Source organism: Kribbella jejuensis, from assembly GCF_006715085.1.
GTDB lineage: Bacteria > Actinomycetota > Actinomycetes > Propionibacteriales > Kribbellaceae > Kribbella > Kribbella jejuensis.
Genome location: NZ_VFMM01000001.1, coordinates 2,471,216 through 2,485,300, shown reverse-complemented (window position 1 = coordinate 2,485,300; position 14,085 = coordinate 2,471,216). Strand labels below are relative to the sequence as shown.

Sequence of the window (14,085 nt, the reverse complement as noted above, 5' to 3'; positions counted from 1 at the left end):
ACCACGAACGCCGCCACCCCACCCGGGTGGCGGCGTTTTCGTGTCCCCGGCGGGTAGCGTTCCAAGGATGACGTCACCGAAGTTCGACCACGCGCGGGCGGAGCGGGCGGTCCGCGAGCTGCTGATCGCGATCGGCGAGGATCCGGAACGCGAGGGGCTGCGGGACACCCCGGCCCGGGTGGCCCGGTCGTACGCCGAGATGACCGCCGGGCTCGGGAACCGCGCGGAGGACGTACTGACCACCACGTTCGCGCTCGAGCACGACGAGATGGTGCTGGTGAAGGACATCGAGGTGTGGAGCCTGTGTGAGCACCACCTGGTGCCGTTCACGGGCGTTGCGCATGTCGGGTACATCCCGAGCCGGGACGGGCGGGTCACCGGCCTGTCGAAGCTCGCCCGGCTGGTCGACGTGTACGCGAAGCGCCCGCAGGTCCAGGAGCGGCTGACCACGCAGGTCGCCGAGTCGCTGGTCGAGATCCTGCAGCCGCGCGGCGTGATCGTGGTGATCGAGTGCGAGCACCTCTGCATGACCATGCGCGGCGTCCGGAAACCGGGCGCGAAGACCATCACTTCGGCTGTCCGCGGCCAGCTTCGCAATCCGGTCACCCGCGCGGAGGCGATGAGCCTGATCGTCGGGTGAGCCGTAGCCCCGGCGCCCCCGGACTCGTTGAGGTTTTAAAGTCCGGGACTATGGACATTCTGTCGCTGAGCGTTTACTTTCCGTAGTGGTGCTTGGCCAACGGGGACCAGGTGCCGGTGTGAGGAGGACAGGATGTCGGGGCGTTTGCGGATCGGCGCCGCTGTGGCCGGAGTCGTCGTCCTGACGGCCGGCGGACTCGCCGCAGCGAACTGGGCAACCGCGGACACGCGGACCAAGACCGCGCCGAGGGCCGATGTGAAGCGGCCCGCCGACCCGCTGGTCGCGAAGACCCTGGAGTCGGAGCTCGGCTCGGACTCGGGATTCGTCGGCAGCTACTACGACGACTCCGGCGAGCTGATCGTCGCGGTCTCGGACGTCTCGACCGCCGCACTGGTCCGCCAGATCGGCGCGATCCCGCGGCTGGTCAAGTACACGGCCCACCAGCTGAACGCCGTACAGGGCGAGCTGAACCACCTGGCCAGCAATTCCAGTGCCGGCAAGGTCCGGTCCTGGTACGTCGACCCGGTGACCGGGACCGTCGTCGTGTCGGTGCCGAAGAACGCGCACGACCCGATCACGCAGCGGTTCCTGTCCCGCGCCGAGGCGAACGGCGACCGGGTCACGGTCCGCCGGGTGGCCGGCACGATCCGGACCACCGCCGACGACTTCGGCCTGCGCGGCGGCGTCCAGGTCGACAAGAACACCGGCTACGTCTGCTCGCTCGGCTTCAATGCCCGGACCCGCAAGGGCACCCGGATCTTCCTGACCGCCGGGCACTGCACGGCCGGCAGGCCGTCGTTCTCCCGGAACGGGTACGTGCTCGGCGACACCTACACCTCGACCTTCCCGGGCAGCGACTTCGGCTCGGTCGGCGTGATCGAGGGCTGGGACCAGCAGGGGTACGTCGAGGGCTGGGGCAACGGCAACGTCGCGGTCAAGGGGATCGCGGACGCCACCATCGGCTCCACGCTCTGCAAGTCCGGGAAGAGCACCGGCTGGACCTGCGGCCGGATCGTCGCGCGGAACGTCACCGTGAACTACGGCAACAACCGCATCGTCCGCGGCCTGTTCGAGCACACCGCCTGCGTCGAGGCCGGTGACTCTGGCGGCGCCAACATGACCGGCAGCTACGCCCAGGGCATCACCAGCGGTGCCGCCCTGATCAACGGTCAGTGCCTGGAGAAGTACGGCCAGACCAATGAGTCCTACTCGCAACCGATCGCTGTCGTGCTGCAGTCGACGAAGTCGCGCCTGATCCTGGCGAACTGAGAGATCCTCGGGCCCAGCCTTCGGCTTGGGGGTGGCGGCTACTACGGTGTGTGGGTGAGAACTGAGCCGTGGGGTCACGTCGACGGGTTGCCGGTGCTGGACCGGTGCCTCGTCATGGGTGTCGTGAACGTCACGCCGGACTCGTTCTCCGACGGTGGTGAGTGGTTCGAGCCGAGCGCCGCGATCAAGCACGGCCGGGAGCTGCTCGCCGAGGGTGCGGATCTGCTCGACGTCGGCGGTGAGTCGACCCGCCCGCGGGCCGTCCGGCCGTCCGAGGAGGAGGAGCTCCGTCGGGTGCTCCCGGTCGTCGAGGCGCTCGCCGCGGACGGCGCGATCATCTCGGTGGACACGATGCGCTCCCGGGTCGCCGAGCTCGTGCTGGACGCCGGCGCCACGATGATCAACGACGTGTCCGGCGGGCTCGCCGACCCCGACATGCTGCCGCTGGTCGCGGAGCGCGAAGCGCCGTACCTGTGCATGCATTGGCGCGGCCACTCGATCGACATGCAGAAGAAGGCGGAGTACGGCGACGTCGTCGCGGAGGTGATCGCCGAACTGGCCGAACGCCTTGAGGCGCTGCGTGCGGCCGGCCTCGACCTGAACCGGGTCGCGCTCGATCCCGGCCTCGGTTTCGCGAAGAACGCCGACCACAACTGGGAGATCCTGCGCCGGATGCGGGAATTCGCCGTACTGGAGAGACCGTTGCTGATCGGTGCGTCCCGGAAGACGTTCCTCGGTAGGCTGCTCGCCGACGAGCAGACCGGTGAACCCAGACCGGCCGTACGACGAGACGACGCGAGCGTGGCCGTATCCGCCCTGGCCGCCGCCGCCGGTGCCTGGTGTGTCCGGGCGCACGCGGTGGCACCGAACGTGGACGCGGTCCGGGTGGCACAGAGATGGGGAACGGTATGACGGACGCACCACGGCAGGGCACGGGAGGCGATGGCGCACCCAAAGGGCCGACCAGTGCGACCGTGGAGGACGCCGTCCTGAACGCGAACACTGCTTTCTACAACGCGTTCGAGGCCGGCGACCTGGACCTGATGGCGGCGGTCTGGCTGCCGGAGCCCGATCCGGTCTGTGTGCATCCGGGCAACGCGGCGATCTCCGGGTACGCCGAGATGATGCGGGCCTGGGCGATGATCTTCGCGAACACGCCGTACATCCAGTTCTTCCTGACCGACGTGCAGGTACGGGTGGATGAAGACGTGGCGTACGTCACGTGTACGGAGAATGTCCTGTCGTCGGGTGAGGGCGCCCCGGAGGACGGGTTCGCGGGCGGGAAGGCGTACGCGACGAACGTTTTCCGCCGAACTTCCAGCGGCTGGCGGTTGTGGATCCACCATGCCTCCCCGGTACTGTCGTCTGGGGGCCGACAGGAGGAGGCGGAATGAGCGGTCCCAGAGCGCTGCCTCCTGATGTGATCGAGATCCGGGGCATCCGCGGGTTCGGGCGCCACGGGGTGTTCGAGCACGAGCGGGCCGACGGACAGGAGTTCGTCGTGGACGTCCGGCTGGAGCTGGACACCCGGGCCGCGGCGGCCTCCGACGACCTGGCCGACACCGTGGACTACGGGGTGGTGGCCGAGCGGGTGCACCACGCGATCGAGAACGACCCGGTGGACCTGATCGAGACCCTCGCCCAGCGCATCGCCGATCTCTGTCTCGCCGACGAGCGCGTGACAGCGACGGCCGTGACCATCCACAAACCCTCGGCGCCGATCACGGTGCCGTTCGACGACGTTGTCCTGACCGTGCAGCGCAGAGCCGGAGAATCCTCGTGACCGAGACCCCTAGTCCCCACGTCATCGACGCCGACACGCTGAGCGGCGGCCTGAAGCCGATCCGGCAGGTGATCCTGTCGCTCGGCAGCAATCTCGGCGACCGTGAGGCGAACCTGCAGGGCGCGGTCGACGCGCTGCGGGACACCCCGGACGTCGTGGTGGTCGAGGTCTCGCCGGTGTACGAGACCGAACCGGTCGGCGGCCCGGAGGAGTCGGGCCCGTACCTGAACATCGTGCTGCTCGCGGACAGCACGCTGGCCGTCGATCTGCTGCTCGAGCGCGCGCACGCGGTCGAGGAGGCGTTCGGCCGCGAGCGCAGCGTGCCGGGCGCGCCGCGGACCCTCGACATCGACCTGATCACCTACGGGCAGAAGACGATCGAGACCGAGGAGCTGACCATCCCGCACCCGCGGGCGCACGAGCGCGCGTTCGTGCTGGCGCCGTGGCTGGACATCGAGCGGGACGCCGTACTGCCGGGCCACGGCCCGGTCTCCGAGTTGCTCGCGAAGGTCGGTACCGACGGTGTGACCAAGCTCGACATCGAGCTGCAGTAGTGGTGTCCGGCGGTCCCGAGCCCGGCCGGGCACCACAGCAGCAGCCGCCCTCGGGTTCGGTGCGGCCGACGTCGCGCCGGCTGCTGATCGCGATCGCCGTGCTCGGCGTCGCGATCGGCGTGACGCTGGTGAAGGCGGTTGAGGCCGGCGGTGGGGTGGCGCCGGCGGTGTCCTGGCTGACGCTGGTCGCCTGGGCGTTCCTGGCCGCGCTGCTGTTCGCGGCGGCCCGCAACACCCACCAGCGCCTGCAGGTACGCCGGGAACGGATCGAGCCGAGCCGCGCGGTCTTCCTGTTGATGATCGGGAAGGCGAGTGCTTTTGTCGGCGCGTTGTGCGCCGGTGTTTACGCAGGGTTCGCGTTAAGCTTCGTGCAAGCGATGGGCTTCTCGGGGCCTCGTAACCGGGTGATCATGGCCGGTGCCGCGGCGGTGATCTCAGTGCTGGTCGTCACGGCCGGATTGTTGCTCGAACGTGCGTGTCGCATTCCCGAGGACCCCGACGAAACCCCTTAACATGGCGACCCATGGGGTCAAGGGGTAGCCGCCGTCGAACCAGGACCACAGTTCTCACCGTCGCCAATGGTCTGCTGATCGTTGTCTGCCTGGGTGTGAGTGTCGCGCTGTTCTCACAGAACGCGTGGATTCTCCGGGCCGCCGCGGGTGGGGCTGTGCTGGTCGCGATCGCTGCCTCCGTGCTGTTCCGGCACCAGTTGCTGGTCGAGCGGCTGGCCCATTCCGACGAGCGCGCACAGGTCGCCCAGGAGTACTCGCGGATCACCAGTGCGCGGGTCGTCGAGAACGCCGAGTTCGTGGATCTGATGCAGCGCCGGCTGGACAAGATCGACGAGCGGCTGGACAAGATCGACCAGGAGGTCGCCACTGTGGTTGCCGCGGGCGACAAGCATTCCCAGGCCGACGCGCCGACGGTCGTGGACCTCAAGCTGCGAGGCCTGGCCGCTTCCTGAGTTCCCGCCCCATACTTCGGTCATGGGGCTCGACGCGCGCTATCCCGCTGTGACGATGAACGACCCGAACGGCCATGTCACGGTCTACAACCAGGATCACCTGCCGATCGGGCAGCTCGGCCCGACGCCGTACGAGTCGCCGTCGGTCAACGTCACGTGCCGCCGCAAGGCGTGGGACGACCTGTACTGGTACCGCCTGCTGAACCCCGAGGGGTTCCCGTTCCCGGCCGACGAGGCGTACGTCTCCGCCGACGAGACCCACGAACTGAACCCGGGCCAACCCTACGAAATCCCCGACTGTGCCTCCGGCTGCCCGATCAAGATCGGCCAAGCCGCCGGCGCCGGCCTACTGGCCATCGGCACCGTAGCCGCCGCAGCAGCCTGGCGCCGCAAACGCCGCGCCCTGGGCACCGCGTAGAACCTGTCGGACCGTCGGCAGGCGGCAGCACGTAGGTTCTGGGGTATGGATCTTGCTGAGTTGCTCAAGGTTGCCGGGGCTGCGGTTGAGGTTGGGCGGGGGGTGACCGAGCGGATGGGGCCTGGGGAGCTCACGTTCAAGGGGGATCGGGACATGGCGTCCGAGGTGGATTTTGCGGTGGAGCGGGAGGTGCGCGGGTTTCTCGAGCGGGAGACGCCGGAGATCGGCGTGCTCGGTGAGGAGGAGGGCGGCGCGACCGACGGGACGCGTTGGGTGCTCGACCCGATCGACGGCACGGTGAACTTCGTCCACGGCGTACCGCTCTGGGCGATCTCGCTCGGCCTGATCCACGAGGGCCGCGCCGTCGCCGGTGTCATCGACCACCCGGCGCTGAACACGACGTACGCCGCGGCCGAGGGACTGGGCGCGACCTGCAACGGCAAGCCGATCCGCGGCAGCCAGTGCACCGAGCTGTCCGAGGCATTGGTTGCCGTCGGCGACTATGCGGTCGGCCCGAACGCCGAACAGGTCAACGCCGACCGGATCGCCCTCACCCAGCGCCTGTACCCGCGGGCCCAGCGCCTGCGGATGATCGGTACGGCGGCCACCGCGCTGACCTGGACCGCGAACGGGTTCTTCGACGCCCTCGTCATGTTCTCCAACAAGCCCTGGGACACCATGGCCGGCGTAGCGATCTGCCGCGAAGCAGGCGTCACTGTCCTGGACCTCGACGGCACCGACCACACCCCCGACTCCCGCGGCGTCTTCGCCGTTGCCGCGGGCCTGCGCGACCAACTGCTGGAGCTGATCGAGGGCTGATTCCTCAGTCCGGCACCGGATCCAGGCAGGCGCCGAGAGCATCGGCCAGGGTCTGCCGGGACAGCACGCCGGCCACCGCCGCCGCGGCCTCGTCGTTGAGCCGGTCGAAGTAGTGCTCGACCCGGATCGCCATCGCGTTGCCGCCGAGCTCGTCCGGCCGCGAGTCCCACAGCCGTTTCCCGCACAGGCTGGCCTGATGCACCTGCGACAGCGTGATGCCAGCCGCATCACCGGCCAGCCGCACACCGCCGTTGCGACCGCGGACCGTCTCGATCAGCCCGGCCTGGAAGAGCGGAGCGAGCAACGACCGGACGAAGCTCGCGTTGGTGCCCAGACACTCGCCGAGCTGGGCGGAACTGACCAGCGGCGTGCCGTTGCGCGCGGCATTGGCGAGCAGCAGCATTGCGCGCATCGCCGTACTGAACCGCAGGTCCGCCATGGTCGTCCTCCCTCGATTATGTATCTTTGAATCATACATATTCGGAGGAGGCGCTGTGGCGACCCTGGGAGTCATCGGTAGTGGCAACATCGGTTCGGCGCTCAGCTGGCTCGCGACCGAGGCCGGCATCGAGGTGGTGATGGCGAACTCGCGCGGCCCGGAGAGCCTCGCGGACAAGGCGCGCGAGATCGGGTTCCGCGCCGCGACCGTCGAGGAGGCCGTCCGGGCCGGGGACTGGGTCGTGGTGACGATCCCGCTCGGCCGGTACGCCGAGCTGCCGGTGGAGCCGTTCGCGGGCAAGGTGGTGATCGACACGATGAACTACTACCCGAGCCGGGACGGCCGGATCGAGCGGCTGGACCGCGAGCTCGTCACCACCGCCGAGTTGCTGCAGGAGCACCTGCCCGAGGCCCACACGGTCAAGGCTTTCAACAACATCAGCGCGCGGAACATCATCACGCTCGCGCGGCCCGCGGATGCGCCGGATCGCAGTGCGTTGCCGATCGCCGGGAACGACGAGGCCGCCAAGGCGTCGGCCACCACGCTGATCCAGACCCTGGGCTTCGACGTGGTCGACGTCGGACCGCTGTCGGAGAGCTGGCGGTTCGAGACCGAGACGCAGGCGTACGTCACGCCGTACCTGGCCCAGCCGTCGACGCCGCAGCAGCGGGTCGGCGGGCACGCGGACCCGGGCAAGCCGGTGCCGGTGGCCAAGCTCCAGGCGTTGATCGCCGCAGCCCATCGGCCGCCGGTGGCCAACCGCGAGTTCTGAGCGCCTCCGCCTATTTGTCGATGTCGCCGACGACGAAGAACATGCTGCCGAGGATCGCGATCATGTCCGGGATCATCGTCCCGGGCAGCAGGGCGGGCAGCGCGGAGATGTTGTTGAAGCTCGCCGAGCGGAGTTTCAGCCGCCACGGGGTCTTGTCGCCGCGGGAGACCAGGTAGTACCCGTTGATGCCGAGCGGGCTCTCGGTCCACGCGTACGTCTGCCCCTCGGGGACCTTGAGGATTTTCGGCAGCCGCACGTTCACCGGCCCGGCCGGCAGCGTGCGGAGCTTGTCGAGGCAGGCGTCGACCAGGTCGAGCGACACCTTCACCTGTTCGAGCAGTACGGCGAAGCGCGCGAAGCAGTCGCCCTCGGGGCGGGTCACCACTCGCAGTACGTCCTGCAGGTCGCCGTACGCGAGGTAAGGCTCGTCGCGGCGCAGGTCGGCGTCGACTCCGGAGGCACGCGCGATCGGGCCGGACACGCCGTACTGCGCGACGAGTTCGGGGGAGAGCTTGCCGACGCCGACGGTCCGGGCGCGGAAGATCTCGTTGCCGAGGATGATCTCCTCGATGTCGGGCAGCCGCTTGCGGACGGCGGCGGAGGCGGCGGACGCGCGGCCGAGCCAGCCGTACGGCAGGTCCTCCTTCAGCCCGCCGACCCGGTTGAACATGTAGTGCATCCGGCCGCCGGACAGCTCCTCCATCACCGCCTGGATCGTCTCGCGCTCGCGGAACGCGTAGAACACCGGCGTGATCGCGCCGAGCTCGAGCGGGTACGAGCCGAGGAACATCAGGTGGTTCAGCACCCGGTTCAGCTCGGCGAGCAGGGTCCGCAGCCAGACCGCACGTTCGGGGACCTCGAGGTTCATCATCCGCTCGACGGCGATGACGACGCCGAGCTCGTTGGCGAACGCGGACAGCCAGTCGTGCCGGTTCGCCAGGACGATGATCTGCCGGTAGTCGCGGACCTCGAAGAGCTTCTCGGCGCCGCGGTGCATGTAGCCGATGATCGGCTCGCAGCCCGCGATCCGCTCCCCGTCCAGCGTCAGCCGCAGCCGCAGTACGCCGTGCGTCGCCGGGTGTTGCGGCCCGATGTTGAGCACCATGTCGGTCGTCGGCAGGTCCGTACCGGCTCCACCCCGCTCGTACGCGGGGTCGAATCCAGCAGCTCCCGCCCCGACTCCAACCACTCTTTCGGTGCTCATGACCCTAAGTGTGCCGTGAACGGTGCAGCTTGGCGCTGCTGACGCCCAGGCACGCACCTCGCTGCGTTGGAGGAGCGTCCACGATGAAACCCGCATCGAGGACGCTCCTCCGCCTTGCGATGCACGCACCTGGACGCCAGCAGCACTCAACCTTCACCGTTCACGGCACACTTTCGTGACAGGCTGGACCCGTGGATGACCTCTTCGCACCCTCGGATGTCAGTTGGACGCCGGTCTCGCCGAAGCTGGCCACGCTGCGGCGGCTGAGTGCGGCGATCTTCGCCGGCCTGGCCGCGATCGTGGCGCTGGTGGTACTCGGGCTGACGCTCGGCTGGGGGTACGGCGTACTCGCGGTCGTGCTGATCGCGCTGGCGTTCGGCTGGGCCTGGGTCCTGATCGGGCGCAACCAGCGGTCCTGGAAGTACGCCGAGCGCGAGGACGAGCTGCTGGTCAGCCACGGGATCATGTTCCGCGAGCTGGTCGTCGTACCGTACGGGCGGATGCAGTTCGTCGACGTCACCGCCGGGCCGCTGGAGCGCGCGTACGGGCTGGCCACGGTCGAGCTGCACACCGCGACCCCGGCCACCGACGCGAAGATCCCCGGGCTGCATCCGGACGAGGCCGGCCGGCTGCGTGACCGCCTCTCTGCCCTCGGCCAATCGCAGGCGTGGGGCCTGTGACGCAGCAAGCTGTGGAGACCGTCGGGGAACGGCTCCATCCACTGACCCCGTTCGTGAAGGGCTGGGGGTACTTCGTCGTCGCGGCCGTCGCCCTGGTCAACAACGAAGGACTCCGGCAGAACCTGACGGTGGCCGGCATCGGTCTGGGTGCGGTGCTCATCGGTGGGATCCTGCTCGGCGCACTGTCCTGGTGGTTCACCAAGTGGCAGCTGACAGCCGACGCGATCCGGGTGGACAGCGGGTTCCTGTTCCGGCGGACGCGGATCATCCGGTTCGACCGGATCCAGGCGATCGACGTGGCGCAGCCGTTCGTGGCGCGGCTGTTCGGCATGGCCGAGCTGCGGATGGACGTGGCCGGCGGCGGCAAGAGCGACGGCAAGCTCAGCTACTTCCGGTACGACGAGGCGCAGCAGCTCCGCACCACCCTGCTGGTCCGGGCGAAGGGGGAGCAGGCTGCCGAACAGCAGGACGTCGAGCAGCAGGCGGAGGCGGTTGCTCCGCCGCTGCTGACAGTTCCTACCAGCCGTCTGCTGGGTGCGACGCTGCTGTCGTCGACCGTGGTCGGTAGTGCGGGCGCCCTGATCTGGCTGATCGTGGCGACGATGGTGCTGAACTTCCATGTCGGTCTGTTCGCCGGTCTGCCGCTGCTGCTCGGCGTCGTGCAGCCGATCTGGAAACAGGTCGTGGGGAACCACGGGTTCACGCTGTCGGAGTCCAGCCATGGACTGCGCACCAAGCGCGGGCTGTTCGACGTACAGCGGCAGACGATTCCGCCTGGGCGCGTACAGGGTCTGTTGATCACTGAGCCGTTGATCTGGCGGTTGCTGGGCTGGTCGCGGGTCGAGCTGGACATCGCCGGCGTGGCCGGCAAACAGGACGACGCCGACGACCACATGGAGGGTGCGCAGCTGCTGCCGGTCGGTGACCGTGCCGAGATGGCGTACGTGCTCGGCCGGATCCTGCCTGGGTTCGACCTGAGCCGGATCGAGCTGCATCCGTCGCCGGAGCGGGCGAAGTGGTTGCGGCCGATCGGCTGGCGGTACCTCACGTACGGCGTGGACGAGCAGGTGATGGTGACTACGCGCGGGTGGATCAGCCGGCGTACGTCGATTGTGCTGCACCACAAGACGCAGTCGGTGCGGTTGGAGCAGGGCCCGCTGCAGCGGCGGCTGCGGTTGGCCAACGTGCATGTGGATACGCCGCTCGGTCCCACTGATGCTGTGGCGCTTCACCAGGACGAGGTGGCGGCTGCGGCGCTGGTGGAGGCTCAGGCGGACAGGGCTCGTGCTGCGCGCCGGCTTGTCTCCTCGCCGACCGCGGTCCAGACCCAGCCGAACGCTCCGAGGCCGGAGGGGTCCAGCAACTCGGCTGCTTCACCTGCGGAGGACAGCTCGGACAGGTAGCGCACTGGATCCTCATGCGCGAGCTCCAGCGGCGGCCTGCTCGCTGACAGCCCGAGGCTTTCCAGTGCATCCCGCTGCGAGATCAGCCGCCCACCCACCGCCGCCGCCACCGAGTCGAGCGCCACATGCGCGGTGATGTCACACGACCCGTCCAGCACAGGCGCACACTCCCGCCCATCCCTGAACCCCGTGACCGTCCCGTACGCCGGCCTGTTCTCCCTCACATGCCCATAGTCGACGGCGACAGCGAGACTCCCCACCGCAAGCCGCCCGACGACGTCGGCCCACGCCTGATCCCGAGACGCTCCGATCTCAGCCCGCCCACCGGGCAGGCCAGCTCCCGCCGACACCACGCCCCACCCGGCCCCGCCGGGCACTCCGACCCTACGCGACGCCTCGCCCCCGCCGGGGCTGCTTAGCCACCACCGTTCCAACCAACGGAGGTCTTCGCTGTCTACTACCGGTCCTAGGGTCTCGTCTGGGAGGAGGTAGTGGGGGACGCCTTCGTCGTCCCACTCGGCTATCTCACACGGGATGTTGTCCAGCCATTCGTTGGCGATTACCAGGCCGGTCAGTTGAGAAGGTAGGTCGTCGTCCAACTCGATCTCGACGACAGTCAGGCCTGTGGCTCGCAGTACCTTGCCGAGTTCGCCGGAGCCGGCGCCGATGTCGACCACCTGGTGGAGGTCAAGCTCAAAGGACAACCGCGCCAGGGCCTGCCCGAAGAGCGGTGACGCGTGGACCGACGTCCGGAAGTGAGCAGCTGGGCGCTCCCGCCGGTAGAAGCCGTCAGGCCCGTAGAGCGCCGCCTGCCACGCGTCCCGGAAAGTCATCTGAGAGGTACGGCGCCGAACTGTTCCCACACGCCCTCAGCGTCCTCCCGCCAGAGCCCCAGCTCGGTCAACCGCACCGTCGGGGCCGGCGTCGCAGCGAGTGCGGCGTTGGCCTCGGCGACAACGGACGGACCACCCTGAGCGGACGACGAGATGGTCAGATGCGGATGCGGCTCCGCGAACTCGCCACCGTACGGCGGGCACTCCGGAAACGCCTCGAACACCTTCCGCAGCAGCCCGCGCACCTGGTCGAACGGCTCCGGCTTCAACCACGCCGTACCGTTCGGAAACTGTCCCGCACTCGGAAAACTCAGCTCGAACGCCGGTACGTCGGCCACCGCCGCCCGAAGACGCGCCAGATCAGCCTCCGTCGGCTCGGCGACCCACGGGACCAGCACCGTCACATGCGGCGGGATGAGCTCGGTCAAGGGAACCTGCGGCCGCGCAGACGACCGCGACACCGACCGCCACCGATCCGTGAACGCTGCCAACTCCGGCACTGTGATCAGGATCGCCGTCAGTTCCGTCCGCGCAGCCCACACTTCACTCACCACGCCATGCTCTCATCACCTACGCTGACAAAGAGATCGTCTGGTACCCCGCCGTGGGACTGGAACGAGAAGAGAGTGAGTGATGGAACGGATCGGCTTGATCGGAGCCGGCCGGGCCGGGTCCGCCGTGGGAGCAGCCTTGGCGGCAGCCGGACATCCCCTGGTCGGAGTGACCGCGCGGTCGGACGCGTCGCTGGCACGCGGCGCCCGCCTGCTGCCCGGTGTACCTGTGCTGTCCGCGGACGAGGTCACCAGCCGCGCCGACGTCGTACTGGTCGCAGTGCCCGACGACCTCATCCAACAGGTCGCCCAGACGCTCCCGCTGACCGATGCGCAGTACGTCGTGCATCTGTCCGGGGCACACGGCCTCGCACCGCTGGCAGGTCTCGACGCGACGCCTGTCGCGCTACACCCAGCCATGACCTTCCCAGGCGGCCCGGTGTCCCTCGAGGGCGTCATGTTCACCGCTACCGGACCCGGCACCGCCCGAGACCTCGTAGAGCGTTTGGTGAAGGCCCTGGGCGCACAGGTTCAGTGGGTCGCCGATGACCAGCGCACGGCGTACCACGCCGGTCTCGTCCACGGCGCGAACCACCTGACCACCCTCGTCACCCAGGCGGTCGCCGTACTGCGGGAAGCGGGCGTGACCGACCCGGTGGCGACACTCCGGCCGTTGCTGGCCGCAACCCTCGACAACACGCTGCGATCCGGTCATCATGCGCTCACCGGGCCGATCGCCCGGGGCGATGTCGACACGGTGGCAGCACACCTGGCCGTACTGCGCGGCAGTACCCGGAGCACCTACGCCGAGCTGGCCAGGGCGACGGTGGAGCTGGCGGACGGGCTGGATGCGCCGACGGCCGCACGGTTCAGTGAAGTACTCGACGGGCACCGGTCAGACCGGACAGGGGAGGCACCGCGATGAGACTCACCCAGACCAAGGCCGAACTGCGAGCCGCGACCGCGATCCGGCCCCGCGCCGTCGTGATGACCATGGGCGCCCTGCACGAGGGCCACGCCGCGCTGCTGACCGAGGCCCGCGAGCGGGTCGGACCGGACGGCAGCGTGGTGCTGACGATCTTCGTGAACCCGTTGCAGTTCGGGCCGACCGAGGACTTCGACCGGTACCCGCGGACGCTCGCCAGCGACCTGGCGATCGCGAAGAACGAGGGCGTCGACCTGGTCTTCAACCCGTCCCGCGACGAGCTGTACCCGAACGAGCCGTCGATCACCGTGCACCCCGGACCGCTCGCGGACGAGCTCGAGGGCGTGTTCCGCCCGGGCCACTTCTCCGGCGTACTGACCGTGGTGTCGAAGCTGCTGCACCTGACCGCGCCGGACATCGCGCTGTTCGGCGAGAAGGACTACCAGCAGCTCACGCTGATCCGCGAGATGGTGTGCGACCTGGACATGGACGTCGACATCGTGCCGGTGCCGACCGTGCGAGAGCCGGACGGGCTCGCGCTGTCCTCACGCAACCGGTACCTGAGCGAGACCGAGCGTGACGAGGCGCTGGTGCTGTACCGCGCGCTGAGCGCCGGCGCGAAGGCCGGGATGAACGGACCGGACGCCGTCCTGGCCGCCGCGCAGGCCGAGCTCGAGGCGGTGCCGTCGGTGAAGATCGACTACCTCGCGCTGCGCGCCCCCGACCTCGGCCCGGTGATCGGCCCGGGGGAGGCCCGGATGCTGATCGCCGCCCGGGTCGGCCTGACCCGTCTCATCGACAACATTTCCATCACCCTCAGATGAAATCGGT

The 14,085-nt window shown here is 69.0% G+C and carries 18 protein-coding genes and 1 pseudogene; 15 read left to right on the top strand and 4 right to left on the bottom strand.

Annotation, left to right across the window (positions count from 1 at the left end; all coding sequences use genetic code 11):
• Nucleotides 1-67 precede the first annotated feature (67 nt).
• From folE to FB475_RS12130, 10 genes are all read left to right on the top strand, one after another.
• Entirely contained in the window at nt 68-640 is a 573-nt protein-coding gene (folE, locus tag FB475_RS12175) for a GTP cyclohydrolase I FolE (protein ID WP_141855444.1), read from the top strand.
• 132 nt (nt 641-772) lie between these two features.
• Entirely contained in the window at nt 773-1,909 is a 1,137-nt protein-coding gene (locus FB475_RS12170) for a S1 family peptidase (RefSeq protein WP_141855442.1), read from the top strand.
• 114 nt (nt 1,910-2,023) lie between these two features.
• Nucleotides 2,024-2,821 (top strand): dihydropteroate synthase, encoded by a 798-nt coding sequence (gene folP / locus FB475_RS12165; protein ID WP_141857940.1) that lies wholly within the window; start codon nt 2,024-2,026, stop codon nt 2,819-2,821.
• The gene (locus FB475_RS12160) at nt 2,818-3,303 is read left to right on the top strand and encodes a nuclear transport factor 2 family protein (protein ID WP_238332110.1); all 486 of its coding nucleotides are present in this window, start codon (nt 2,818-2,820) and stop codon (nt 3,301-3,303) included. The genes folP and FB475_RS12160 overlap by 4 nt, the downstream gene beginning before the upstream one ends.
• Nucleotides 3,300-3,692, top strand: coding sequence for a dihydroneopterin aldolase (gene folB / locus FB475_RS12155; protein ID WP_141855440.1), 393 nt, complete (start codon nt 3,300-3,302; stop codon nt 3,690-3,692). Before FB475_RS12160 ends, folB begins: the two co-directional genes overlap by 4 nt.
• Nucleotides 3,689-4,246: a 2-amino-4-hydroxy-6-hydroxymethyldihydropteridine diphosphokinase gene (folK, locus tag FB475_RS12150; RefSeq protein ID WP_141855438.1), complete on the top strand. Its 558-nt coding sequence runs from the start codon at nt 3,689-3,691 to the stop codon at nt 4,244-4,246. The genes folB and folK overlap by 4 nt, the downstream gene beginning before the upstream one ends.
• 2 nt (nt 4,247-4,248) lie before the next feature.
• Nucleotides 4,249-4,758, top strand: coding sequence for a DUF3180 domain-containing protein (locus FB475_RS12145; RefSeq protein WP_238332109.1), 510 nt, complete (start codon nt 4,249-4,251; stop codon nt 4,756-4,758).
• 11 nt (nt 4,759-4,769) lie between these two features.
• Nucleotides 4,770-5,210, top strand: coding sequence for a hypothetical protein (locus FB475_RS12140; protein ID WP_141855434.1), 441 nt, complete (start codon nt 4,770-4,772; stop codon nt 5,208-5,210).
• Nucleotides 5,211-5,232: 22 nt separating this feature from the next.
• Entirely contained in the window at nt 5,233-5,628 is a 396-nt protein-coding gene (locus tag FB475_RS12135) for a hypothetical protein (protein WP_141855432.1), read from the top strand.
• A gap of 45 nt (nt 5,629-5,673) precedes the next feature.
• Nucleotides 5,674-6,447, top strand: coding sequence for an inositol monophosphatase family protein (locus tag FB475_RS12130; protein WP_141855430.1), 774 nt, complete (start codon nt 5,674-5,676; stop codon nt 6,445-6,447).
• Nucleotides 6,448-6,451: 4 nt separating this feature from the next.
• Here FB475_RS12130 and FB475_RS12125 read toward each other — a convergent pair whose 3' ends face one another.
• Nucleotides 6,452-6,886, bottom strand: coding sequence for an RrF2 family transcriptional regulator (locus tag FB475_RS12125; protein WP_185759225.1), 435 nt, complete (start codon nt 6,884-6,886; stop codon nt 6,452-6,454).
• A 55-nt stretch (nt 6,887-6,941) separates the two neighbouring features.
• On the opposite strand from FB475_RS12125, the gene FB475_RS12120 reads away from it, so the two are divergent.
• The gene (locus FB475_RS12120; protein WP_141855426.1) at nt 6,942-7,658 is read left to right on the top strand and encodes an NADPH-dependent F420 reductase; all 717 of its coding nucleotides are present in this window, start codon (nt 6,942-6,944) and stop codon (nt 7,656-7,658) included.
• A 10-nt stretch (nt 7,659-7,668) separates the two neighbouring features.
• Here the strand turns inward: FB475_RS12120 and FB475_RS12115 are convergent, their stop codons facing one another.
• The gene (locus FB475_RS12115; protein WP_141855424.1) at nt 7,669-8,862 is read right to left on the bottom strand and encodes an NADH-quinone oxidoreductase subunit D; all 1,194 of its coding nucleotides are present in this window, start codon (nt 8,860-8,862) and stop codon (nt 7,669-7,671) included.
• 191 nt (nt 8,863-9,053) lie between these two features.
• Here FB475_RS12115 and FB475_RS12110 point away from each other — a divergent pair, with 191 nt between their 5' ends.
• The gene (locus FB475_RS12110; protein WP_141855422.1) at nt 9,054-9,542 is read left to right on the top strand and encodes a PH domain-containing protein; all 489 of its coding nucleotides are present in this window, start codon (nt 9,054-9,056) and stop codon (nt 9,540-9,542) included.
• Nucleotides 9,530-10,774: pseudogene (locus tag FB475_RS12105) on the top strand (PH domain-containing protein); the annotation flags it as partial. The gene FB475_RS12110 and the pseudogene FB475_RS12105, both read left to right, overlap by 13 nt.
• Before the next feature lie 35 nt (nt 10,775-10,809).
• Here the strand turns inward: FB475_RS12105 and FB475_RS37180 are convergent.
• The gene (locus tag FB475_RS37180) at nt 10,810-11,778 is read right to left on the bottom strand and encodes an SAM-dependent methyltransferase (protein WP_420359206.1); all 969 of its coding nucleotides are present in this window, start codon (nt 11,776-11,778) and stop codon (nt 10,810-10,812) included.
• On the bottom strand, nt 11,775-12,329 hold the full coding sequence (locus tag FB475_RS12095; protein WP_238332108.1) for a 2'-5' RNA ligase family protein: 555 nt from the start codon (nt 12,327-12,329) through the stop codon (nt 11,775-11,777). The genes FB475_RS37180 and FB475_RS12095 overlap by 4 nt, the downstream gene beginning before the upstream one ends.
• An 82-nt stretch (nt 12,330-12,411) precedes the next feature.
• Here FB475_RS12095 and FB475_RS12090 point away from each other — a divergent pair, with 82 nt between their 5' ends.
• On the top strand, nt 12,412-13,254 hold the full coding sequence (locus FB475_RS12090; protein ID WP_141855418.1) for a Rossmann-like and DUF2520 domain-containing protein: 843 nt from the start codon (nt 12,412-12,414) through the stop codon (nt 13,252-13,254).
• Entirely contained in the window at nt 13,251-14,078 is an 828-nt protein-coding gene (gene panC, locus FB475_RS12085; protein WP_141855415.1) for a pantoate--beta-alanine ligase, read from the top strand. The genes FB475_RS12090 and panC overlap by 4 nt, the downstream gene beginning before the upstream one ends.
• Nucleotides 14,079-14,085 lie beyond the last annotated feature (7 nt).